The following is a 21,178-nucleotide window of genomic DNA, read 5'->3' on the forward strand; positions in this document are numbered from 1 at the left end:
TCGAACTGCCGGAAGGCGTAGAGATGGTAATGCCGGGCGACAACATCAAAATGGTTGTTACCCTGATCCACCCGATCGCGATGGACGACGGTCTGCGTTTCGCAATCCGTGAAGGCGGCCGTACTGTTGGTGCGGGCGTTGTTGCCAAAGTAATGAGCTAATTGCCGAATAACATTTGACGCAATGCGCAATAAAAGGGCATCATTTGATGCCCTTTTTGCACGCTTTCACACCAGAACCTGGCTCATCAGTGATTTTTTTTGTCATAATCATTGCTGAGACAGGCTCTGAAGAGGGCGTTTAGTCCGAAACGCACCAGAGCATTTCGGTTTGGATCGCCTCGCTTACGCGGGGTGAAAATGTTTGTAGAATACTTCTGACAGGTTGGTTTATGAGTGCGAATACCGAAGCTCAAGGAAGCGGGCGCGGCCTGGAAGCGATGAAGTGGGTTGTTGTCGCTGTATTGCTGCTTGTAGCTATCGTTGGCAATTACCTTTATCGTGACATGATGCTGCCGCTGCGTGCGCTGGCCGTAGTGATTCTGATTGCCGCAGCGGGTGGTGTCGCGCTGTTGACAACAAAAGGTAAAGCGACCGTTGCTTTTGCCCGTGAAGCGAGAACCGAAGTCCGTAAGGTCATTTGGCCAACTCGCCAGGAAACATTGCACACCACATTAATTGTGGCTGCGGTTACCGCAGTAATGTCACTGATCCTGTGGGGACTGGATGGTATTCTGGTTCGCCTGGTATCCTTTATCACTGGCCTGAGGTTCTAAGATGTCTGAAGCCCCTAAAAAGCGCTGGTACGTCGTTCAGGCGTTTTCCGGTTTTGAAGGCCGCGTTGCCACGTCGCTGCGCGAATATATCAAGTTACAAAATATGGAAGAGCTGTTTGGCGAAGTCATGGTGCCGACAGAAGAAGTGGTCGAGATCCGTGGTGGCCAGCGTCGCAAGAGCGAACGTAAATTCTTCCCGGGCTATGTACTGGTCCAGATGGTCATGAATGATGCGAGCTGGCACCTGGTGCGCAGCGTTCCGCGTGTGATGGGCTTTATCGGCGGTACTTCTGACCGTCCGGCGCCAATCAGCGACAAAGAAGTTGATGCGATCATGAACCGTCTGCAGCAGGTTGGTGATAAGCCGCGTCCGAAAACGATGTTTGAGCCGGGCGAAATGGTCCGCGTTAGCGATGGTCCGTTTGCTGACTTTAACGGCGTAGTTGAAGAAGTGGACTACGAGAAGTCTCGTCTGAAAGTTTCTGTATCTATCTTCGGTCGTGCGACCCCGGTTGAACTGGACTTCGCCCAGGTTGAGAAAGCCTAACACGTCGATCAAAAAAGCGGCGATTTAATCGTTGCACAAGGCGCGAGATTGGAATACAATTTCGCGCCTTTTGTTTTTATGGACTCTGTCCGTAAAACGAATTTAAAAACACGGGGAGCCTCTTTGAGGCGCTATAACCCAACTAGAGGAATTTAGAATGGCTAAGAAAGTCCAAGCCTATGTCAAGCTGCAGGTTGCAGCTGGTATGGCTAACCCGAGTCCGCCGGTAGGTCCAGCACTGGGTCAACAAGGCGTGAACATCATGGAATTCTGCAAAGCGTTCAACGCAAAAACTGATTCCATTGAAAAAGGTCTGCCGATCCCGGTTGTTATCACCGTTTACGCTGACCGTTCTTTCACTTTCGTTACCAAAACGCCTCCGGCAGCAGTACTGCTGAAGAAAGCGGCTGGTATCAAGTCTGGTTCCGGCAAGCCGAACAAAGACAAAGTGGGTAAAATTTCCCGCGCTCAGCTGCAGGAAATCGCGCAGACCAAAGCTGCCGACATGACTGGTTCCGACATTGAAGCGATGACTCGCTCCATTGAAGGTACTGCACGTTCCATGGGCCTGGTAGTGGAGGACTAAGAAATGGCTAAACTGACCAAGCGTATGCGCGTGATCCGTGACAAAGTTGATGCAACTAAACAGTACGACATCAACGAAGCTATTGCTCTGCTGAAAGAGCTGGCCACTGCTAAATTCGTAGAAAGCGTGGACGTTGCCGTTAACCTCGGCATCGACGCTCGTAAATCTGACCAGAACGTACGTGGTGCAACTGTACTGCCGCACGGTACTGGCCGTTCTGTTCGCGTAGCCGTATTTACCCAGGGCGCAAACGCTGAAGCTGCTAAAGCTGCAGGCGCTGAACTGGTAGGTATGGAAGATCTGGCTGACCAGATCAAGAAAGGCGAAATGAACTTTGACGTTGTTATTGCTTCTCCGGATGCAATGCGCGTTGTTGGCCAGTTGGGTCAGGTTCTGGGTCCGCGCGGCCTGATGCCAAACCCGAAAGTTGGTACCGTAACTCCGAACGTTGCTGAAGCGGTTAAGAACGCTAAAGCTGGCCAGGTTCGTTACCGTAACGACAAAAACGGCATCATCCACACCACCATCGGTAAAGTGGATTTTGACGCTGACAAACTGAAAGAAAACCTGGAAGCTCTGCTGGTTGCGCTGAAAAAAGCAAAACCGACTCAGGCAAAAGGCGTGTACATCAAGAAAGTTAGCATCTCCACCACCATGGGTGCTGGTGTTGCCGTTGATCAGGCTGGTCTGAGCGCGTCTGCGAACGTCTAAGATTAGCTTTACGTGGGCGGCGAATTTGTCTACAATCTTCGCCCACGATTCTATTAGCTTCGGCCGATAGACAACAGATTTGTTCGTTGGAGCCTGGCCTATCCAGGCCTCCGTCGAAGACCGCAGGTGTTTCGCAAGAAACTTAATGCCCTGCGTAGACGGTGACAGAACGCTAAGATTATTTCTGATACTCTGGCTTGTTTCTGCTCACCGTATTTAGACGCTCTCTCCGTTGGGGGGAGTGAAGTGAGTTCCGGAACATGAGTTCCGGCAAACATCCAGGAGCAAAGCTAATGGCTTTAAATCTTCAAGACAAACAAGCGATTGTTGCTGAAGTCAGCGAAGTAGCCAAAGGCGCGCTGTCTGCAGTAGTTGCGGATTCCCGTGGCGTAACTGTAGATAAAATGACTGAACTGCGTAAAGCAGGTCGTGAAGCTGGCGTATACATGCGTGTTGTTCGTAACACCCTGCTGCGCCGCGTCGTTGAAGGTACTCAGTTCGAGTGCCTGAAAGACACGTTTGTTGGTCCGACCCTGATTGCATACTCTATGGAACACCCGGGCGCCGCTGCTCGTCTGTTCAAAGAGTTCGCGAAAGCGAATGCAAAATTTGAGGTCAAAGCCGCAGCCTTTGAAGGTGAGTTGATTACGGCATCGAATATCGACCGCCTGGCAACTCTGCCGACCTACGAAGAAGCAATTGCACGCCTGATGGCAACCATGAAAGAAGCTTCGGCTGGCAAACTGGTTCGTACTCTGGCTGCTGTACGCGATGCGAAAGAAGCTGCTTAATTGCAGTTACCTTTCTCAAGCATCTGCTTACGTATAAACTTATTCTGATTTTCAGGAACAATTTAAATGTCTATCACTAAAGATCAAATCATTGAAGCAGTATCCGCTATGTCCGTAATGGACGTTGTAGAACTGATTTCTGCAATGGAAGAAAAATTCGGTGTTTCCGCTGCTGCTGCTGTAGCTGTAGCTGCTGGCCCGGCTGAAGCTGCTGAAGAAAAAACTGAATTCGACGTAATTCTGAAAGCTGCTGGCGCTAACAAAGTTGCTGTTATCAAAGCAGTACGTGGCGCAACTGGCCTGGGTCTGAAAGAAGCTAAAGACCTGGTAGAATCTGCACCGGCTGCGCTGAAAGAAGGCGTGAGCAAAGACGACGCAGAAGCACTGAAAAAATCTCTGGAAGAAGCTGGCGCTGAAGTTGAAGTTAAATAAGCCAACTTTTCTGGTTGCAGCCTAAGAAATTAGGCTGATGGCTGGTGACTTTTTAGTCACCAGCCTTTTTGCGCTGTAAGGCGCCAGTAGCGTTTCACACTGTTTGACTACTGCTGTGCCTTTCAATGCTTGTTTCTATCGACGTCTTAATATACTGCGACAGAGCGTCAGTTCTGTGTAAATCGCAATGAAATGGTTTAAGCGTGATAGCAACAGGCATTGCGGAAAGTATTCGATTTTCCGGTCAACAAAATAGTGTTGCACAAACTGTCCGCTCAATGGACAGATGGGTCGACTTGTCAGCGAGCTGAGGAACCCTAATGGTTTACTCCTATACCGAGAAAAAACGTATTCGTAAGGATTTTGGTAAACGTCCGCAAGTGTTGGACATACCTTATCTCCTTTCTATCCAGCTTGACTCGTTTCAGAAGTTCATCGAGCAAGATCCTGAAGGGCAGTATGGTCTGGAAGCAGCTTTCCGTTCCGTTTTCCCGATTCAGAGCTACAGCGGTAATTCCGAGCTGCAATACGTCAGCTACCGTCTTGGCGAACCGGTGTTTGACGTTCAGGAATGTCAGATCCGTGGCGTGACCTATTCCGCACCGCTGCGCGTAAAACTGCGTCTGGTGATCTACGAGCGCGAAGCGCCGGAAGGCACCGTAAAAGACATTAAAGAACAAGAAGTCTACATGGGCGAAATTCCGCTCATGACCGACAACGGTACCTTTGTTATCAACGGTACTGAGCGTGTTATCGTTTCTCAGCTGCACCGTAGTCCTGGCGTCTTCTTTGACTCCGACAAAGGTAAAACCCACTCTTCGGGTAAAGTGCTGTATAACGCGCGTATTATTCCTTACCGTGGTTCCTGGCTGGACTTCGAATTCGATCCGAAGGACAACCTGTTCGTACGTATTGACCGTCGCCGTAAACTGCCTGCGACCATCATTCTGCGTGCGCTGAACTACACCACTGAGCAGATCCTTGACCTGTTCTTTGAAAAAGTTGTTTTCGAAATTCGCGACAACAAGCTGCAGATGGAACTGGTGCCGGAACGCCTGCGTGGTGAAACCGCCTCCTTTGACATCGAAGCTAACGGCAAAGTCTACGTCGAAAAAGGCCGTCGCATCACTGCGCGCCATATTCGCCAGCTGGAAAAAGACGATATCAAGCATATCGAAGTTCCGGTTGAATACATTGCTGGTAAGGTTGCGGCGAAAGACTACGTTGACGAATCTACTGGCGAGCTGATCTGCGCAGCTAACATGGAGCTGAGCCTGGATCTGCTGGCTAAGCTGAGCCAGTCTGGTCACAAGCGTATCGAAACGCTGTTCACTAACGATCTGGACCACGGTCCGTACATTTCTGAAACTGTACGCGTCGACCCAACCAACGATCGTCTGAGCGCGCTGGTAGAAATCTACCGCATGATGCGCCCTGGTGAGCCGCCGACTCGTGAAGCTGCGGAAAGCCTGTTCGAGAACCTGTTCTTCTCCGAAGACCGCTATGACCTGTCTGCGGTTGGTCGTATGAAGTTCAACCGTTCTCTGCTGCGCGACGAAATCGAAGGTTCCGGTATCCTGAGCAAAGACGACATCATTGAAGTGATGAAGAAGCTCATCGATATCCGTAACGGTAAAGGCGAAGTCGATGATATCGACCACCTTGGCAACCGTCGTATCCGTTCCGTAGGCGAAATGGCGGAAAACCAATTCCGCGTTGGCCTGGTGCGTGTTGAGCGTGCGGTGAAAGAGCGTCTGTCTCTGGGCGATCTGGATACCCTGATGCCTCAGGATATGATCAACGCCAAGCCGATTTCTGCAGCAGTGAAAGAGTTCTTTGGTTCCAGCCAACTGTCTCAGTTTATGGACCAGAACAACCCGCTGTCTGAGATTACGCACAAACGTCGTATCTCCGCACTCGGCCCAGGCGGTTTGACCCGTGAACGCGCAGGCTTCGAAGTTCGAGACGTACACCCGACTCACTACGGTCGCGTATGTCCAATCGAAACGCCTGAAGGTCCGAACATCGGTCTGATCAACTCCCTGTCCGTGTATGCACAGACTAACGAATACGGCTTCCTTGAGACTCCGTACCGTAAAGTGACCGACGGTGTTGTAACCGATGAAATTCACTACCTGTCTGCTATCGAAGAAGGTAACTACGTTATCGCTCAGGCGAACTCCAACCTGGATGACGAAGGCCACTTTGTAGAAGATCTGGTTACCTGCCGTAGCAAAGGCGAATCCAGCTTGTTCAGCCGCGACCAGGTTGACTACATGGACGTATCCACCCAGCAGGTGGTATCCGTCGGTGCGTCCCTGATCCCGTTCCTGGAACACGATGACGCCAACCGTGCATTGATGGGTGCGAACATGCAACGTCAGGCGGTTCCGACTCTGCGTGCTGATAAGCCGCTGGTTGGTACCGGTATGGAACGTGCTGTTGCCGTTGACTCCGGTGTTACTGCAGTTGCTAAACGTGGCGGTACTGTTCAGTACGTGGATGCTTCCCGTATCGTTATCAAAGTTAACGAAGACGAGATGTACCCGGGCGAAGCAGGTATCGACATTTATAACCTGACTAAATACACCCGTTCTAACCAGAACACCTGTATCAACCAGATGCCTTGCGTATCTCTGGGCGAGCCGGTTGAACGTGGTGATGTGCTGGCAGACGGTCCGTCCACCGACCTTGGTGAACTGGCGCTGGGTCAGAACATGCGCGTGGCATTCATGCCATGGAATGGTTACAACTTCGAAGACTCCATTCTCGTATCCGAGCGTGTTGTCCAGGAAGACCGTTTCACCACCATCCACATTCAGGAACTGGCATGTGTGTCCCGTGACACCAAGCTGGGGCCGGAAGAGATCACCGCTGACATCCCGAACGTGGGTGAAGCTGCGCTCTCCAAACTGGATGAATCCGGTATCGTTTATATCGGTGCGGAAGTGACCGGTGGCGATATTCTGGTTGGTAAGGTAACGCCGAAAGGTGAAACCCAGCTGACGCCGGAAGAGAAACTGCTGCGTGCGATCTTCGGTGAGAAAGCGTCTGACGTTAAAGACTCTTCTCTGCGCGTGCCAAACGGTGTTTCCGGTACGATTATCGACGTTCAGGTCTTTACTCGCGATGGCGTAGAAAAAGACAAACGTGCGCTGGAAATCGAAGAGATGCAGCTGAAGCAGGCTAAGAAAGACCTGTCTGAAGAACTGCAGATCCTCGAAGCGGGTCTGTTCAGCCGTATCTACGCTGTGCTGGTTTCCGGTGGTGTTGAAGCTGAGAAGCTCGACAAACTGCCGCGTGACCGCTGGTTAGAACTCGGTCTGACCGACGAAGAGAAACAGAATCAGCTGGAACAGCTGGCTGAGCAGTACGACGAACTGAAACACGAATTCGAGAAAAAACTCGAAGCGAAACGCCGTAAAATCACTCAGGGCGACGATCTGGCACCGGGCGTGCTGAAGATTGTTAAGGTTTATCTGGCGGTTAAACGTCGGATCCAGCCTGGTGATAAGATGGCAGGTCGTCACGGTAACAAGGGTGTAATCTCTAAGATCAACCCGATCGAAGATATGCCACACGATGCTAACGGTACGCCGGTAGATATCGTACTGAACCCGCTGGGCGTACCATCGCGTATGAACATCGGTCAGATCCTTGAAACCCACCTGGGTATGGCTGCGAAAGGTATCGGCGATAAGATCAACGCCATGCTGAAACAGCAACAGGAAGTCGCCAAACTGCGCGAGTTCATCCAGCGTGCTTACGATCTGGGCTCAGATGTTCGTCAGAAAGTTGACCTGAATACCTTCAGCGATGAAGAAGTTCTGCGTCTGGCTGAAAACCTGAAAAAAGGTATGCCGATCGCAACGCCGGTCTTCGACGGTGCGAAAGAGTCTGAAATCAAGGAACTGTTACAGCTGGGTGGCCTGCCGACTTCCGGTCAGATTACCCTGTTCGACGGTCGTACCGGTGAGCAGTTCGAGCGCCAGGTTACCGTTGGCTACATGTACATGCTGAAACTGAACCACCTGGTTGATGACAAGATGCACGCGCGTTCTACCGGTTCTTACAGCCTGGTTACTCAGCAGCCGCTGGGTGGTAAGGCTCAGTTCGGTGGTCAGCGCTTCGGGGAGATGGAAGTGTGGGCGCTGGAAGCATATGGCGCGGCATACACCCTGCAGGAAATGCTCACCGTTAAGTCTGATGACGTGAACGGTCGTACTAAGATGTATAAAAACATCGTGGACGGCAACCATCAGATGGAACCAGGCATGCCGGAATCCTTCAACGTACTGTTGAAAGAGATTCGTTCGCTGGGTATCAACATCGAGCTGGAAGACGAGTAACTCTCGATCAAACAGGTCACTGGTGCTGGCGTAACAGCCAGCGCCAGATTGTGCTAACTCCGACGGGAGCAAATCCGTGAAAGATTTATTAAAGTTTCTGAAAGCGCAGACTAAAACCGAAGAGTTTGATGCGATCAAAATTGCTCTGGCCTCGCCAGACATGATCCGTTCATGGTCTTTCGGTGAAGTTAAGAAGCCGGAAACCATCAACTACCGTACGTTCAAACCTGAGCGTGACGGCCTTTTCTGCGCCCGTATCTTTGGGCCGGTAAAAGACTACGAGTGCCTGTGCGGTAAGTACAAGCGCCTGAAACATCGTGGTGTGATCTGTGAGAAGTGCGGCGTTGAAGTGACCCAGACCAAAGTACGCCGTGAGCGTATGGGCCACATCGAGCTGGCGTCTCCGACCGCGCATATCTGGTTCCTGAAATCGCTGCCGTCCCGTATCGGTCTGCTGCTCGATATGCCGCTGCGCGATATCGAACGCGTACTGTACTTCGAATCTTATGTCGTTATCGAAGGCGGTATGACCAACCTGGAACGTCAACAGATCCTGACTGAAGAGCAGTATCTGGACGCGCTGGAAGAGTTCGGTGACGAATTCGACGCGAAGATGGGTGCGGAAGCTATCCAGGCCCTGCTGAAGAGCATGGATCTGGAGCAAGAGTGTGAAACTCTGCGCGAAGAGCTGAACGAAACCAACTCCGAAACCAAGCGTAAGAAGCTGACCAAGCGTATCAAACTGCTGGAAGCCTTCGTACAGTCTGGCAACAAGCCAGAGTGGATGATCCTGACCGTTCTGCCGGTTCTGCCGCCAGATCTGCGTCCGCTGGTTCCGCTTGATGGCGGTCGTTTCGCAACGTCAGATCTGAACGATCTGTATCGTCGCGTGATCAACCGTAACAACCGTCTGAAGCGTCTGTTGGATCTGGCTGCGCCGGACATCATCGTACGCAACGAAAAACGTATGCTGCAGGAAGCGGTTGACGCCCTGCTGGATAACGGTCGTCGCGGTCGTGCGATCACCGGTTCTAACAAGCGTCCTCTGAAATCTTTGGCCGATATGATCAAAGGTAAACAGGGTCGTTTCCGTCAGAACCTGCTCGGTAAGCGTGTTGACTACTCCGGTCGTTCTGTAATCACCGTAGGTCCATACCTGCGTCTGCATCAGTGCGGTCTGCCGAAGAAAATGGCACTGGAACTGTTCAAACCGTTCATCTACGGCAAGCTGGAACTGCGTGGCCTCGCCACCACCATCAAAGCCGCTAAGAAAATGGTTGAGCGTGAAGAAGCTGTCGTTTGGGATATCCTGGACGAAGTTATCCGCGAACACCCGGTACTGTTGAACCGTGCACCAACCCTGCACCGTCTGGGTATCCAGGCATTTGAGCCGGTACTGATCGAAGGTAAAGCTATCCAGCTGCACCCGCTGGTTTGTGCGGCATATAACGCCGACTTCGATGGTGACCAGATGGCTGTTCACGTACCGCTGACGCTGGAAGCCCAGCTCGAAGCGCGTGCGCTGATGATGTCTACCAACAACATCCTGTCTCCGGCGAACGGCGAACCTATCATCGTTCCGTCTCAGGACGTTGTATTGGGTCTGTACTACATGACCCGTGACTGTGTTAACGCCAAAGGCGAAGGCATGGTGCTGACTGGCCCGAAAGAAGCTGAGCGTATCTATCGCGCTGGCCTGGCCTCTCTGCATGCGCGCGTTAAAGTGCGTATCACTGAATATGAAAAAGATGAAAACGGCGAATTCGTTGCGCACACCAGCCTGAAAGACACGACCATTGGTCGCGCCATTCTGTGGATGATCGTACCGAAAGGTCTGCCTTTCTCCATCGTCAACCAGGCGCTGGGTAAGAAAGCCATCTCCAAAATGCTGAACACCTGTTACCGCATTCTGGGCCTGAAGCCGACCGTTATCTTCGCTGACCAGACAATGTACACCGGCTTTGCTTATGCAGCGCGTTCAGGTGCATCTGTTGGTATTGATGACATGGTCATCCCGGAGAAGAAACACGAGATCATCTCTGAAGCGGAAGCTGAAGTTGCTGAGATCCAGGAGCAGTTCCAGTCTGGTCTGGTAACCGCAGGCGAACGCTATAACAAAGTTATCGATATCTGGGCTGCGGCGAACGATCGTGTATCCAAAGCGATGATGGATAACCTGCAGACTGAAACCGTTATTAACCGTGACGGCGTAGAAGAGCAGCAGGTTTCCTTCAACAGCATTTACATGATGGCCGACTCCGGTGCGCGTGGTTCTGCAGCACAGATTCGTCAGCTGGCTGGTATGCGTGGTCTGATGGCGAAGCCAGATGGCTCCATCATCGAAACGCCAATCACCGCGAACTTCCGTGAAGGTCTGAACGTACTCCAGTACTTCATCTCTACTCACGGTGCGCGTAAAGGTCTGGCGGATACCGCACTGAAAACAGCGAACTCCGGTTATCTGACGCGTCGTCTGGTTGACGTTGCGCAGGACCTGGTTGTTACTGAGGACGATTGCGGCACGCTGGAAGGCATCACCATGACCCCGGTTATCGAGGGTGGTGACGTTAAAGAGCCGCTGCGCGATCGCGTTCTGGGTCGTGTGACTGCTGAAGACGTTCTGAAGCCGGGTACCGCGGATATTCTGGTTCCACGTAACACGCTGCTGCACGAACAGTGGTGTGACCTGCTGGAAGAGAACTCCGTTGACTCCGTGAAAGTCCGTTCCGTTGTATCCTGTGACACCGACTTTGGTGTATGTGCGCACTGCTATGGTCGTGACCTGGCGCGTGGCCACATCATCAACAAAGGTGAAGCAATCGGCGTTATCGCGGCACAGTCCATCGGTGAACCGGGTACACAGCTGACGATGCGTACGTTCCACATCGGTGGTGCGGCATCTCGTGCGGCTGCTGAATCCAGCATCCAGGTGAAAAACAAAGGTAGCATCCGTCTGAGCAATGCGAAGTCGGTTGTTAACTCCAGCGGTAAACTGGTTATCACCTCACGTAACACCGAACTGAAACTGATCGACGAATTCGGTCGTACCAAAGAAAGCTATAAAGTGCCTTACGGCTCCGTTATGGCGAAAGGTGATGGCGAACAGGTTGCTGGCGGCGAAACCGTAGCGAACTGGGATCCGCACACCATGCCGGTTATCACCGAAGTGAGTGGTTTCGTCCGCTTCACTGACATGATCGACGGCCAGACCATTACTCGTCAGACCGACGAGCTGACCGGTCTGTCTTCTCTGGTCGTTCTGGATTCTGCAGAGCGTACGTCGGGTGGTAAAGACCTGCGTCCGGCACTGAAAATTGTTGATGCTCAGGGCAACGACGTTCTGATCCCAGGCACCGATATGCCTGCTCAGTACTTCCTGCCAGGTAAAGCGATTGTTCAGCTGGAAGATGGCGTACAGATCAGCTCTGGTGACACCCTGGCCCGTGTTCCGCAGGAATCCGGCGGTACCAAGGACATCACCGGTGGTCTGCCGCGCGTTGCGGACCTGTTCGAAGCTCGTCGTCCGAAAGAGCCGGCAATCCTGGCTGAAATCAGCGGCATCATTTCCTTCGGTAAAGAAACCAAAGGGAAACGTCGCCTGGTTATCACCCCGGTAGACGGTAGCGAACCTTACGAAGAGATGATTCCGAAATGGCGTCAGCTCAACGTGTTCGAAGGTGAACGTGTAGAACGTGGTGACGTGGTTTCCGACGGTCCGGAAGCGCCGCACGACATCCTGCGTCTGCGTGGTGTGCATGCTGTAACTCGTTACATCGTTAACGAAGTTCAGGACGTATACCGCCTGCAGGGTGTTAAGATTAACGATAAACACATCGAAGTTATCGTTCGTCAGATGCTGCGTAAAGCCACCATCGAAAGCGCTGGTAGCTCCGACTTCCTGGAAGGCGAGCAGGTTGAATACTCCCGCGTCAAGATCGCTAACCGCGAGCTGGAAGCGAACGGCAAAGTGGGCGCAACCTTCTCCCGCGATCTGCTGGGTATCACCAAAGCGTCTCTGGCAACTGAGTCGTTTATCTCCGCGGCATCGTTCCAGGAGACCACTCGCGTGCTGACCGAAGCAGCCGTTGCGGGCAAACGCGACGAACTGCGCGGTCTGAAAGAGAACGTCATCGTGGGTCGTCTGATCCCGGCCGGTACCGGTTACGCGTACCACCAGGATCGTATGCGCCGTCGCGCAGCGGGCGAACTGCCAGCTGCTCCGCAGGTGACTGCTGAAGATGCGTCTGCCAGCCTGGCAGAACTGCTGAACGCAGGCCTGGGCGGTTCTGACAACGATTAATCGTTGCTGACCATAATAAAAAACCCGCTTCGGCGGGTTTTTTTATGTCTATGTTAGGCCTGATGGCGCTGCTCTTATACGGCCTGTGAGGTTACGAAGCCGCCATCCGGAAGTGTTATTAATTTACCGGCGGCAACCGCCGATAAAGCTCAATCATGTCGCCCGCCAAATCCTGAATCACCATCGCGTTCATCAGGTGATCCTGCGAATGGACTGTGATGAGATTAACCGGTAGCTTGCCGGTACCTTCGTCAATGCCGATTAGCTGGGTCTGGATTTTATGTGCCTGTTTGACGTACTCGCGTGATTCCACCATTGCTTGTTCCGCACCAGTAAAGTCACCTTTACGCGCCAGTTGTAGCGCTGTCAGGGCCTGACTGCGGGCGGCTCCGGCGTTGACCAATAATTCCATGATGATCGTTTCTAACTCTTCCATGTCATCACTCCAGTAGTTTCAGCGCTTTTTCCAGTACGGCATCACCTTTCATCATGCCGTAATCCATCATATCGATAACGGCGACTTTTTTGCCTAGCGGGTCGGCGAGCGCCTGCAGCTTGGCCTGCTCATATTTAACCTGTGGACCAAGCAACACGATATCTGCAGTGACGATATTCTCTTCAAACTCAGCTACCGGGACAGCTTTGATCGTGACGTCGACACCTTTTTTCTGGGCGGCATCTTTCATCCTTTGTACCAGCATGCTGGTGGACATTCCGGCGGCACAGCATAAAACGATGTTTTTCATAAGCAGTCTCGCTCAACATGTGTGGGTTGATAATTATCGCGAGCCAGCTGTAGCAACAACTGCTTTGCAACGATTGTGTGCAAGGCATCACAAAGAAAACCACTTTTTCTAAAACCGGTTACAAAAAGAAGCAAAACTCAACGATCTGAACCGAGGCTGGCGGCTCTTTGGTACGCTTATCACATGCGGGAATATATAATTACTGGCAATAAAAACATGTTATAAAAAACAGTATTGACAGCGTTTTTTAAACCCGTATGTTAATGCTTAACAGCAGGGAAATAGTAGTTTGCTGTTAACGTAGTAAGTGTTAGTAAAGCTTTATTGGGGGTTGCGATAAAGGCCACGAAGTATTTTTTGTTTGGGGTAGTCGATGCTGAAAACGCTATTTTTTCACTTCGACAATGCTTTCAGGCCACGTAGTTGATTTATCTAATCGCAAAAAGTTAGTAAAGCGCGACGATGTAACGCCATGATTTAATAGTAAGTGTTTGTGATTTCTGTTTTTATGGTTATCGCAAGGGAAATAAGGCAACGCATCAAAGAGTATATGTCGCGAGGGGAAGTGTACTTGTTTAGGTCACCAGCCTTGAGTTTTATTATCAAGCCGGTGGAATGTGTTTAACGGTAAATAGAGGAAAGTTTTAGTTAGTATCAAAATCCAATATTATCTGTAGTAAACCTGTACATTTTAAAGTAGTACCATCAGCAGTACTAAATCGTTAAGTTTATTAATGTTAAATCTGAAGTTTGTAGTAACTTAAAGCCCTGACTGCACTAGTCGGGGCTTTTGTTTAATGCGATCGCTCCGGGCTTACGGCATCTGCGTAGCGCGCCCCAGATAGCTGTCCCAGTCTTTCCACACGGGCTGTAATCCCCGCGCCATGAGTGCTTCAGCAACGGCTTCAGGGCGACGGTCGTCGTGCGGGGAAAACTGCTCCAGTTCTGGATGGTTATCGGCATAACCGCCAGGCTGGGTTTTTGAGAAGGCGCTGACATTGTTGATCGCCAGTGGGATCACATGGTCACGAAACCAGGGTGATTCGCGGGTGGAGAGCGACAGCTCAATTTCTGGCGTCAGTAAACGAAACGCGCAAATGCTCTGGAGCAACTGTCGCTCGTCCATGATCGATGCGGGTTCAACGCCCCCGGTGCATGGGCGCAGACGAGGAAAGGAGATGGAGTAGCGGCTCTGCCAGTAATGCTGCTGCATCCACAGCAGATGTTCGGCGACCATATAACAATCCACCCGCCAGCTGTCAGACAAACCAATCAACGCGCCAAGACCGATTTTATCGATTCCAGCGCGGCCCAGCCTGTCCGGTGTTTCCAGCCGCCAGAAGAAATCCTGTTTTTTCCCCTTTAAATGATGATGGGCATAAGTCGCTTCATGATAGCTCTCCTGATACACCATCACCCCGTCCAGCCCCAGCCTCTTCAGCTCGGCATATTCCTCGGTTGCCAGCGGCTGCACTTCCATCTGTAACGAGGCGAACTGACGGCGAATGTCAGGTAAATGGCGGCGAAAGTAGTCCATGCCCACTTTGCTCTGGTGTTCACCGGTGACCAGCAGCAGGTGTTCAAAACCTAACTCGCGGATGGCGGCGCACTCGCGGGCGATTTCTGCCTCGTCCAGCGTCTTACGTTTGATGCGGTTGCTCATAGAAAAACCGCAGTAGGTACAGTCATTGGCGCAGAGGTTTGAGAGATAAAGCGGCACGTAAAAACTGACGGTGTTGCCGAAGCGCTGGCGAGTCAGCCTTTGCGCCCGTTGCGCCAGTGGTTCAAGGTAATCGGCGGCGGCGGGGGAGAGCAGTGCCATCAGGTTGTCACGACTTAGCTGTGGAGCGTTAAGCGCGCGTTCCACGTCAGCGGCGGTTTTACCGTTGATGCGCAGGCGAATGTCGTCCCACTCCAGTTGCCGCCAGCGGTCGGTGAAGGTTTTCATGCTAACGCCTCCAGAAAGCCGGTGAGCGGGCTGGTGGCGCTGGCCTGCGAACTTTTGCTTCCTGGCACAGCCTGCCGCGCCAGTAATCCGGCTTCCACCGCCAGACGAAAAGCGGTTGCCATCATCACCGGATCGTCCGCCACGGCAATCGCCGTGTTGACCAGCACCGCATCAGCGCCCATTTCCAGCGCCTGCGCCGCGTGGCTGGGCACGCCGATCCCGGCGTCGACCACCACCGGCACAGTGGCCTGCTGGATAATGATCTCCAGCATGGCTTTGGTTTCCAGCCCCTGGTTAGAGCCGATAGGCGCGCCGAGCGGCATCACCGCCGCGCAGCCGACCTCTTCCAGCCGCTTGCACAAAACCGGATCCGCGCCGCAGTAGGGCAGCACGACAAACCCCTGCTTCACCAGCGCCTCGGCGGCTTTTAGCGTTTCGATTGGATCCGGCAGCAGCCAACGGGCGTCCGGGTGGATTTCTAATTTCAGCCAGTGGGTGCCCAGCGCTTCACGCGCCAGTTGGGCGGCGAAGATCGCCTCTTCGGCGGTTTTCGCCCCGGAGGTATTGGGTAGCAGTGTGACGCCCGCTTCAATTAGCGGCGCCAGAATCGCATCGTTGTGCTGGCGCAGGTCCACGCGCTTCATCGCCAGCGTCACTAACTGGCTGCCGGAAGCGCGAATCGCCTCGACCATCAGTTGCGAAGAGGCAAACTTCCCGGTACCGGTGAACAGATGTGAATCAAACGTTTTGTCGGCAATACATAACATCTCAACCCCCTGCAATAACCTGAAAAAGCAGGATCTGGTCGCCTTCCTGCACGATTTGCTGTTCCCACTGCTCGCGCGGCAGGATCTGCTGATTGAGCGCCAACGCCGCGCCCGGTTTGAGCTGGTTGAGCTGGATAAGCAGCTCGCTGACGGTTTGCCCTGCGGCGCACTGCATCGGCTCATCATTGAATTGAATTTGCATGCTGCCCTCCGCATACCGGACAGCCGTTGGCGCGACGCAGCGCGAGGCTGCGCCACTGGCTGGTTTTGCCGTCAAACAGACGTAGCTCCCCGCCCGGCGTCTCAATACCGCTAAGTAATTTAATCGCCTCCAGCGCCTGCAAGGTACCCATCACGCCAACCACCGGGCCGAGCACGCCAGCGGTGCGGCAGTTGCGTTCCGGCTCTACATCATCCGGCCACAGGCAGCGGTAACACCCTTGTTCCCACGGCGGCGTGAGCACCATCAACTGACCGCCAAAGCCGACAGCGCTGGCGGTGATGAGTGGGATATTGAGCGCTACGCACGCGGCGTTGATTTCCTGGCGCGTGGCCATGTTATCGGTACAGTCGAGCACTACATCGGCCCGCGCGACCGTATGCCGGAGCGCATCGCCTTTAAGTCGCTGCTGGAGTGATACTAGTTCGATATCCGGGTTGAGCCGTGTCAGGCGCTGCCGGGCAACCTGAGATTTTGAACGTGCGATATCATCGGTGGTAAATAGAATCTGGCGCTGCAAATTGCTCAGATGAATGTCGTCATCGTCTACCAGCGTCAGTTTGCCGATACCTGCTCCCGCCAGATACAGCGCGGCAGGTGAACCTAACCCGCCTAAACCCACGATCAGCACATGACTCGCGAGCAGCTTTTGCTGGCCTTCAATGGCGATATCGCCGAGCAGGATTTGCCGGCTGTAGCGCATAAAATCGCGGTCATTCATCGCCAACTCCCGCAATATCCAGTAACTGCGCGGTAGCGGCGCGCCAGTCGGCGGCCTGAGTAATAGCGCTGACCACGGCAATACTGCCGACGCCAGTCGCCAGCACCGACGGGGCGCGTTCAAAGCTGATGCCGCCAATTGCCACGGTCGGGTAATCTGCCAGGCGCGCAATATGGCTTGCCAGCTGCGCCAGCCCCTGCGGGGCGGAAGGCATCTGCTTGGTTTGCGTCGGGAAGACGTGGCCGAGCGCGATATAAGAAGGCTTAGCGGCGAGTGCGACGTTAATCTCCATATCATCGTGAGTGGATAAGCCCAGGCGTAAGCCCGCCGCCTGAATCGCTTTCAGGTCGGTGGTTTCAAGGTCTTCCTGGCCCAGATGCACGCCGTAAGCGCGGTGCTTAATTGCCAGACGCCAGTAGTCGTTAATAAACAGGCGGGCGTCATAACGACGCCCCAGTGCGATGGCGGCGATAACGTCGGCTTCCACCTCTTCATCGCGTTTATCTTTGATACGCAACTGAATGGTGCGCACGCCCGCCTCCAGCAGACGTTCAATCCATGCAACGCTGTCTACCACCGGGTAAAGCCCGAGGCGGAACGGTACGGTTGGGAAATCAGGCTGATACATCAGGCTTCCTCCCGTTTGAGATAAATTTCGCCGCCTTTGGCGCGGAAGTTTTCCGACATATCCGCCATCCCCACTTCAATGGTTTGCGCGGCGGCGTAATCACGCACTTCCTGGCTGATTTTCATCGAGCAGAATTTCGGCCCGCACATGGAACAGAAGTGGGCGACCTTGCCGGATTCTTGTGGCAGGGTTTCATCGTGATAAGCGCGGGCGGTGAACGGGTCGAGCGCGAGGTTAAACTGATCTTCCCAGCGGAATTCAAAGCGCGCTTTCGACATGGCGTTATCGCGGATCTGCGCGCCCGGATGTCCTTTGGCTAAATCCGCGGCGTGGGCGGCGATTTTGTAGGTGATCAGCCCCTGCTTCACATCTTCTTTATTCGGCAGGCCGAGGTGCTCTTTCGGCGTCACGTAACACAGCATCGCACAGCCGAACCAGCCGATCATTGCGGCGCCAATGCCGGAGGTGAAGTGGTCATAGCCCGGCGCGATATCGGTCGTCAACGGCCCTAAGGTGTAGAACGGTGCTTCGTGGCAGCTCTCCAGCTCTTCGGCCATGTTGCGCTGAATCATATGCATCGGCACGTGGCCCGGGCCTTCAATCATCACCTGCACGTCGTATTCCCAGGCGATTTTGGTCAGCTCACCCAGCGTATGCAGCTCGGAGAACTGCGCTTCGTCGTTGGCGTCCTGGATGGAGCCGGGACGCAGGCCGTCGCCCAGCGACAGGGAAACGTCGTAGGCGGCGCAGATTTCGCAAATCTCGCGGAAATGTTCGAACAGGAAGTTCTCTTTGTGGTGGGAGAGACACCATTTCGCCATAATTGAACCGCCGCGCGAGACAATACCGGTCAGGCGTTTGGCGGTCATTGGCACGTAGCGCAGCAGTACGCCCGCATGAATGGTGAAGTAGTCGACGCCTTGTTCGGCCTGCTCCAGCAGCGTGTCGCGGAACGCTTCCCAGGTGAGATCTTCGGCGATCCCGTTGACCTTCTCCAGCGCCTGATAGATCGGCACGGTGCCGATCGGTACCGGGCTGTTACGCAGGATCCACTCGCGGGTTTCATGAATATAGCGGCCGGTGGAGAGGTCCATTACCGTGTCCGCGCCCCAGCGGGTCGACCAGACCAGTTTTTCCACCTCTTCTTCGATGGAGGAGGTGACCGCCGAGTTACCGATGTTGGCATTCACTTTGACCAGGAAGTTGCGGCCAATGATCATCGGCTCCGATTCCGGGTGGTTGATGTTGGCGGGGATAATCGCACGGCCGGCAGCCACTTCATCACGCACGAATTCCGGGGTGATGTTTTCCGGCAGGCGTGCGCCGAAGCTCATCCCCGGATGCTGGTGGCGCAGCACTTCACTGCGAATGCGCTCGCGGCCCATATTTTCACGGATGGCGATAAACTCCATTTCGGGAGTGACGATCCCCTGGCGGGCGTAATGCAACTGGGTGACGCGCTTGCCTGCTTTGGCGCGTTTCGGCGTCAGCAGGCCGGTAAAACGCAGATCGTCCAGACCATCGTCGGCCAGACGTTCTTTGGTGTAAGCCGAGCTACGGTCGTCTAATTCTTCGCTATCGTTGCGTGCGTCAATCCACGGCTGGCGCAGTTTCGCCAGACCCTGCTGGACGTTAATCGCCACCTCAGGATCGCCATACGGGCCGGAGGTGTCGTACACCGGTACGGCTTCGTTCGCCTCAAACTGCGGGTTATCTTTACTGCCGCCAATCAGCGTTGGGCTGAGCTGAATTTCGCGCATCGGGATGCGGATATCCGGCTGCGAACCGGTGATATAGATGCGTCTGGACTCAGGAAAGGCGGTACCTTCCAGGGTATCGATAAAGTGTTGGGCCTGGGCGCGCTGTTCGCGGCGTGATGGTTTAGTAGTGGCAGACATAGCTCATTCCAAAAAAGTAAGGACGTGGCTTGTCAGACGACGGATGAAGCAAGAGAGACGATCGCCCAAGGCGATACGGCTGTAGATTGACTCTTGTTCCCTTCGCAGGTTTTAACCTGATCAGGTTCCGCGGATCCCGAATTAACGGTCTCAGCCTTTTCCACGTCATCCTTCGTGCTGCCTCTTTGTTGGCTTCGTCCGCTCACTCCGGTCACTTACTTAGGTAAGCTCCTGGAGATTCACTGACTTGCCGCCTTGACGCATCACGAATGCTTTTGTGGAAAATAAGCACTCCGACAAGAAGTAACCTCTATCTTAGAGGTAATGAATGTAAACTACGCGTTAATGCGGAAAATCTCAAGCCGGGCGTTTGAATTCGCTAAGCGTTTTAAAGGCCAGCATGATGAGCTGATCTTCCAGCCGGAAACGAGCCTCCAGCGCTTCGCCAATATCGGAAAGCGCCTGCTGGAGCTGGTGAACGTTATCCTCATCGATGGCGTTTTCCAGCGTTGAGTCATAGTAATCCATTATCAGTTGGGTATTGGCATCCAGCTGCGGCCAGATTTTGCTGGCGTTTAAAAGCGGACTCTCACCTTCCATTTTATGGATAATGCGTTCATAAATACTGAAGTGACCGGCAGACAGATAGTCGACCAGACGCTGGCAAAAATTATCGAGCGCTTTCTCATTGAGGCGCATAAACGACTCTTTGCCCGGTTTCAGGCCAACCAGATCGTAGTAAGCCACGAGCAGGTGCTTACGAATATTCAGCCAACGGTCGACCAGTTTATGATGCCCATGGACACGCTCTTTCAGGTGTTCTAACTGGTTTAACATACGTTGACCCTCGTATCGATAAGTTTAAAATCTGCTCATGTCAATCTTGTAAAAATAATGTTAATAACATGCCTGTGAAGCAAAGGTAGCGCAAGAGATATGGATCGAATAATTGAAAAATGGGATCGCGGCTGGTGGATTGTGAGCCACGAACAAAAATTATGGTTGCCTGCTGGGGAATTACCCTATGGCGAGGCGATAAATTTCGATCTTGCGGGCCAGCGCGCACTTCAGATAGGTGAGTGGGAAGGCGATCCGGTCTGGTTGGTGCAGCAGCCGCGTCGCCACGACATGGGTTCGGTGCGCCAGGTTATCGACCAGGATGTAGGCCTGTTTCAGTTGGCGGGGCGCGGCGTACAGCTGGCCGAGTTCTACCGCTCGCATAAATTCTGCGGCTACTGCGGGCACACGATGCACCCGAGCAAAACCGAATGGGCGATGCTGTGTAGCCATTGCCGCGAACGCTATTATCCGCAAATCGCTCCCTGCATTATCGTCGCCATTCGCCGCGATGATTCGATCCTCCTTGCCCAGCATGTTCGCCATCGTAACGGTGTGCATACCGTGCTGGCCGGTTTTGTCGAAGTAGGCGAAACCCTGGAGCAGGCCGTGGCGCGCGAAGTCATGGAGGAAAGCGGGATCAAGGTGAAAAATCTGCGCTACGTGACCTCGCAGCCGTGGCCGTTCCCGCAATCGCTGATGACGGCGTTCATGGCAGAGTACGACAGCGGCGACATCGTCATTGACCCGAAAGAGCTACTCAATGCCAACTGGTATCGCTACGACGATTTACCACTCTTACCCCCGCCTGGCACCGTCGCGCGTCGTTTGATCGAAGATACGGTGGCAATGTGTCGGGCCGAGTACGAGTAAAGAACGAGTGGTGATACACTGTGGGACTGACGCAATAAGGAACTGCAAA

At 53.4% G+C, this 21,178-nt stretch carries 18 protein-coding genes and 1 pseudogene; 10 read left to right on the plus strand and 9 right to left on the minus strand.

Features of this window, described 5'->3' with window-relative positions; genetic code table 11:
• The 9 genes and pseudogenes from tuf to rpoC form a co-directional block, all read left to right on the plus strand.
• Nucleotides 1-161: pseudogene (gene tuf / locus OOJ59_RS26060) on the plus strand (elongation factor Tu); the annotation flags it as partial.
• 230 nt (nucleotides 162-391) lie between these two features.
• Nucleotides 392-775 carry a preprotein translocase subunit SecE gene (gene secE / locus OOJ59_RS26065; RefSeq protein WP_003033128.1) on the plus strand — a complete coding sequence of 128 codons (384 nt, stop codon included), beginning with the start codon at nucleotides 392-394 and terminating at the stop codon, nucleotides 773-775.
• Nucleotide 776: 1 nt separating this feature from the next.
• Entirely contained in the window at nucleotides 777-1,322 is a 546-nt protein-coding gene (nusG, locus tag OOJ59_RS26070; protein WP_003033125.1) for a transcription termination/antitermination protein NusG, read from the plus strand.
• A gap of 157 nt (nucleotides 1,323-1,479) precedes the next feature.
• A complete protein-coding gene (rplK, locus tag OOJ59_RS26075; RefSeq protein ID WP_038636105.1) occupies nucleotides 1,480-1,908 on the plus strand; it encodes a 50S ribosomal protein L11 in 429 nt (142 codons plus the stop codon).
• A 3-nt stretch (nucleotides 1,909-1,911) separates the two neighbouring features.
• Complete coding sequence (rplA, locus tag OOJ59_RS26080) at nucleotides 1,912-2,619, plus strand: 50S ribosomal protein L1 (protein ID WP_006688358.1); 708 nt, start codon at nucleotides 1,912-1,914, stop codon at nucleotides 2,617-2,619.
• A gap of 293 nt (nucleotides 2,620-2,912) precedes the next feature.
• Nucleotides 2,913-3,410 carry a 50S ribosomal protein L10 gene (gene rplJ / locus OOJ59_RS26085; protein ID WP_005132895.1) on the plus strand — a complete coding sequence of 166 codons (498 nt, stop codon included), beginning with the start codon at nucleotides 2,913-2,915 and terminating at the stop codon, nucleotides 3,408-3,410.
• Between the two features lie 66 nt (nucleotides 3,411-3,476).
• Nucleotides 3,477-3,842 carry a 50S ribosomal protein L7/L12 gene (gene rplL, locus OOJ59_RS26090; RefSeq protein WP_000028882.1) on the plus strand — a complete coding sequence of 122 codons (366 nt, stop codon included), beginning with the start codon at nucleotides 3,477-3,479 and terminating at the stop codon, nucleotides 3,840-3,842.
• Nucleotides 3,843-4,162: 320 nt separating this feature from the next.
• Complete coding sequence (rpoB, locus tag OOJ59_RS26095) at nucleotides 4,163-8,191, plus strand: DNA-directed RNA polymerase subunit beta (RefSeq protein WP_003033111.1); 4,029 nt, start codon at nucleotides 4,163-4,165, stop codon at nucleotides 8,189-8,191.
• Nucleotides 8,192-8,267: 76 nt separating this feature from the next.
• Nucleotides 8,268-12,491, plus strand: coding sequence for a DNA-directed RNA polymerase subunit beta' (rpoC, locus tag OOJ59_RS26100; protein ID WP_038636118.1), 4,224 nt, complete (start codon nucleotides 8,268-8,270; stop codon nucleotides 12,489-12,491).
• A 118-nt stretch (nucleotides 12,492-12,609) separates the two neighbouring features.
• Here rpoC and OOJ59_RS26105 read toward each other — a convergent pair whose 3' ends face one another.
• The 9 genes from OOJ59_RS26105 to OOJ59_RS26145 form a co-directional block, all read right to left on the minus strand.
• A complete protein-coding gene (locus tag OOJ59_RS26105) occupies nucleotides 12,610-12,927 on the minus strand; it encodes a PTS lactose/cellobiose transporter subunit IIA (protein ID WP_038636121.1) in 318 nt (105 codons plus the stop codon).
• Between the two features lie 4 nt (nucleotides 12,928-12,931).
• On the minus strand, nucleotides 12,932-13,237 hold the full coding sequence (locus tag OOJ59_RS26110; protein WP_085049794.1) for a PTS sugar transporter subunit IIB: 306 nt from the start codon (nucleotides 13,235-13,237) through the stop codon (nucleotides 12,932-12,934).
• 814 nt (nucleotides 13,238-14,051) lie between these two features.
• On the minus strand, nucleotides 14,052-15,185 hold the full coding sequence (gene thiH / locus OOJ59_RS26115; protein ID WP_160955305.1) for a 2-iminoacetate synthase ThiH: 1,134 nt from the start codon (nucleotides 15,183-15,185) through the stop codon (nucleotides 14,052-14,054).
• A complete protein-coding gene (thiG, locus tag OOJ59_RS26120; RefSeq protein WP_193157156.1) occupies nucleotides 15,182-15,952 on the minus strand; it encodes a thiazole synthase in 771 nt (256 codons plus the stop codon). The genes thiH and thiG overlap by 4 nt, the downstream gene beginning before the upstream one ends.
• Nucleotide 15,953: 1 nt before the next feature.
• Nucleotides 15,954-16,154: a sulfur carrier protein ThiS gene (gene thiS, locus OOJ59_RS26125; protein ID WP_064546547.1), complete on the minus strand. Its 201-nt coding sequence runs from the start codon at nucleotides 16,152-16,154 to the stop codon at nucleotides 15,954-15,956.
• On the minus strand, nucleotides 16,135-16,893 hold the full coding sequence (locus tag OOJ59_RS26130) for a HesA/MoeB/ThiF family protein (protein WP_087856985.1): 759 nt from the start codon (nucleotides 16,891-16,893) through the stop codon (nucleotides 16,135-16,137). The genes thiS and OOJ59_RS26130 overlap by 20 nt, the downstream gene beginning before the upstream one ends.
• Nucleotides 16,886-17,521: a thiamine phosphate synthase gene (thiE, locus tag OOJ59_RS26135; protein WP_160955306.1), complete on the minus strand. Its 636-nt coding sequence runs from the start codon at nucleotides 17,519-17,521 to the stop codon at nucleotides 16,886-16,888. Before thiE ends, OOJ59_RS26130 begins: the two co-directional genes overlap by 8 nt.
• Nucleotides 17,521-19,419 (minus strand): phosphomethylpyrimidine synthase ThiC, encoded by a 1,899-nt coding sequence (gene thiC, locus OOJ59_RS26140; protein WP_160955307.1) that lies wholly within the window; start codon nucleotides 19,417-19,419, stop codon nucleotides 17,521-17,523. The genes thiE and thiC overlap by 1 nt, the downstream gene beginning before the upstream one ends.
• A 357-nt stretch (nucleotides 19,420-19,776) precedes the next feature.
• Nucleotides 19,777-20,256 carry an Rsd/AlgQ family anti-sigma factor gene (locus tag OOJ59_RS26145; RefSeq protein WP_032940921.1) on the minus strand — a complete coding sequence of 160 codons (480 nt, stop codon included), beginning with the start codon at nucleotides 20,254-20,256 and terminating at the stop codon, nucleotides 19,777-19,779.
• A gap of 99 nt (nucleotides 20,257-20,355) precedes the next feature.
• Here OOJ59_RS26145 and nudC point away from each other — a divergent pair, with 99 nt between their 5' ends.
• A complete protein-coding gene (gene nudC / locus OOJ59_RS26150; protein WP_038636141.1) occupies nucleotides 20,356-21,129 on the plus strand; it encodes an NAD(+) diphosphatase in 774 nt (257 codons plus the stop codon).
• Nucleotides 21,130-21,178: the final 49 nt, after the last annotated feature.

The organism is Citrobacter sp. W9 (assembly GCF_026719375.1).
GTDB lineage: Bacteria > Pseudomonadota > Gammaproteobacteria > Enterobacterales > Enterobacteriaceae > Citrobacter > Citrobacter werkmanii.

Coding starts and splice junctions, on each gene's coding strand:
- secE (WP_003033128.1), top strand. CDS start 392: ATGAGTGCGAATACCGAAGCTCAAGGAAGCGGGCGCGGCCTGGAAGCG.
- OOJ59_RS26145 (WP_032940921.1), bottom strand. CDS start 20,256: ATGTTAAACCAGTTAGAACACCTGAAAGAGCGTGTCCATGGGCATCAT.
- OOJ59_RS26105 (WP_038636121.1), bottom strand. CDS start 12,927: ATGGAAGAGTTAGAAACGATCATCATGGAATTATTGGTCAACGCCGGA.
- thiE (WP_160955306.1), bottom strand. CDS start 17,521: ATGTATCAGCCTGATTTCCCAACCGTACCGTTCCGCCTCGGGCTTTAC.
- thiH (WP_160955305.1), bottom strand. CDS start 15,185: ATGAAAACCTTCACCGACCGCTGGCGGCAACTGGAGTGGGACGACATT.
- rplK (WP_038636105.1), top strand. CDS start 1,480: ATGGCTAAGAAAGTCCAAGCCTATGTCAAGCTGCAGGTTGCAGCTGGT.
- rplL (WP_000028882.1), top strand. CDS start 3,477: ATGTCTATCACTAAAGATCAAATCATTGAAGCAGTATCCGCTATGTCC.
- rplJ (WP_005132895.1), top strand. CDS start 2,913: ATGGCTTTAAATCTTCAAGACAAACAAGCGATTGTTGCTGAAGTCAGC.
- nusG (WP_003033125.1), top strand. CDS start 777: ATGTCTGAAGCCCCTAAAAAGCGCTGGTACGTCGTTCAGGCGTTTTCC.
- thiG (WP_193157156.1), bottom strand. CDS start 15,952: ATGTTATGTATTGCCGACAAAACGTTTGATTCACATCTGTTCACCGGT.
- OOJ59_RS26130 (WP_087856985.1), bottom strand. CDS start 16,893: ATGAATGACCGCGATTTTATGCGCTACAGCCGGCAAATCCTGCTCGGC.
- thiS (WP_064546547.1), bottom strand. CDS start 16,154: ATGCAAATTCAATTCAATGATGAGCCGATGCAGTGCGCCGCAGGGCAA.
- rpoB (WP_003033111.1), top strand. CDS start 4,163: ATGGTTTACTCCTATACCGAGAAAAAACGTATTCGTAAGGATTTTGGT.
- rplA (WP_006688358.1), top strand. CDS start 1,912: ATGGCTAAACTGACCAAGCGTATGCGCGTGATCCGTGACAAAGTTGAT.
- OOJ59_RS26110 (WP_085049794.1), bottom strand. CDS start 13,237: ATGAAAAACATCGTTTTATGCTGTGCCGCCGGAATGTCCACCAGCATG.
- thiC (WP_160955307.1), bottom strand. CDS start 19,419: ATGTCTGCCACTACTAAACCATCACGCCGCGAACAGCGCGCCCAGGCC.
- nudC (WP_038636141.1), top strand. CDS start 20,356: ATGGATCGAATAATTGAAAAATGGGATCGCGGCTGGTGGATTGTGAGC.